The sequence below is a fragment of the Sulfurimonas sp. genome (assembly GCF_027056685.1).
In the GTDB taxonomy this organism is placed as follows: Bacteria; Campylobacterota; Campylobacteria; order Campylobacterales; family Sulfurimonadaceae; genus Sulfurimonas.
In genome coordinates this window covers 1-1,598 of the sequence record NZ_JALUKE010000035.1, presented here as the reverse complement: position 1 = coordinate 1,598, position 1,598 = coordinate 1, and the positions used below count along the sequence as shown (strand labels likewise).

Genomic DNA, 1,598 nt, shown 5'->3' with positions numbered 1-1,598 from the left:
GATGATGAGTCTCTCTTCGGTTGCAGTCATTTTATATGGAATATTTACTATCTATAACGGCTATACTTATATATCTAATCCACATAAAACACTAAGAGATTGTTGTTCGGTGAAATTGAAAGATAAATAGGTAAGAAGCTAAACGCAGTGAGACTGCGTTTACTGAAACTGTCCAGAGAGTCTTTTATATACTTCTGAACTCTTCAAGAGTTCACTATGTGTGCCAGCTGCTACAATGCTTCCTTTTTGTAATACTAAAATCTTGTCTGCATGCTCAATTGTGCTTAATCTATGGGCAATCGTAATGGTAATTTTATCTTTTGTATATTCACCCAGTGCTTTTTGTATGCGTTTTTCACTTTCATTGTCGAGTGCTGATGTGGCTTCATCAAAAAGGAGTAGTGAAGCGTGTTTGTAGATGGCTCTTGCAATGGCTATTCTTTGTCTTTGTCCACCTGAAAGATTTGCACCTGCTTCACTCATCATAGTGTGTATGCCATTTTCAAGCTCTTGCACAAAGTCATAAGCATCTGCTAGTTTGAGGGCTTCTATAACTTTTTCTTCATCAATATTTTCTTCTCCATAAGCAACATTTGCTGCTAAAGAGTCTTGAAAAATGTAGATGCGTTGTGTTACAAGGGCAATATGATGTTTTATTGAGCCTTGGGTAAACTCTTTTATATTTGTACCATTTATAAGTAATGCTCCCTTATCAGGGTCATAAAAACGCAGTAGCATATTTACAAAAGTAGATTTTCCACCACCGCTGTCACCTACAAGTGCTATATTTTCACCAGCATTAATTTTGAGGCTAACACCATCTAGTAGATTTGTATCTTCATATTTTAAAACAACATCTCTATATTCTATCTCTTTAATGTCGGCTTGAAGCTCTTTTTTACCATCAATTACATCGTTTGGAGTATCTATTATTTCAAAGACACGCTCGCTTGCTGCAAGTGCATCTTGAATTTTTGAGTAGATACCTCCTATTTTACGAATAGGTTCAAATACAAGTCCTACAGCAGTTAGAAATGCAGTAAATTCACCAACAGTCATTTTTCCATCAAATACCTCTCTACCACCTACATAAACAACAGCAGCAAGACCCATTACAGCTATTATTTCCATCATAGGAGATACTAATGCACCCACATAAATTGCTTTCATATTTATTTTGAAAAATTTCCAGTTTTCAAGGCTAAATCTTTTTATTTCAAAATCTTCAGTATTGTTCGCTTTTATGATTTCACTATTATTAAAAACTTCAGTTAAGCGTGAAACGAGGTCAGCATTTTTACTTTGTGAACGGTGAGAGTATTTTTTTAGTTTTTTTGCTATACGCATTAGGGGGTAGATAATTAAAGGTACAACAATAAGTGTATAGAATGAGAGCAGGGGATTGAGATAAATAATATACCCAATAAGTGTAATAACAGTAATACCATCACGAAACATATCTGGCAGCATGTTTGATACAAAGTATTGGATACGACCAATATCGTTTGTAATGCGTGAAATAAGTTCGCCACTTCTATTTGTATACAAAAATGCCATATCAAGTGAAATCATTTTATGTAGAAGTATTTCACGAAAAC

1 protein-coding gene is annotated in these 1,598 nt (G+C 34.5%); it reads right to left on the bottom strand.

Features of this window, described 5'->3' with window-relative positions; all coding sequences use genetic code 11:
- Nucleotides 1-159: 159 nt before the first annotated feature.
- Nucleotides 160-1,598, bottom strand: a 1,439-nt coding sequence (locus MVY38_RS01390) for an ABC transporter ATP-binding protein (protein ID WP_297482658.1), incomplete at its 5' end; no start/stop codon positions are given.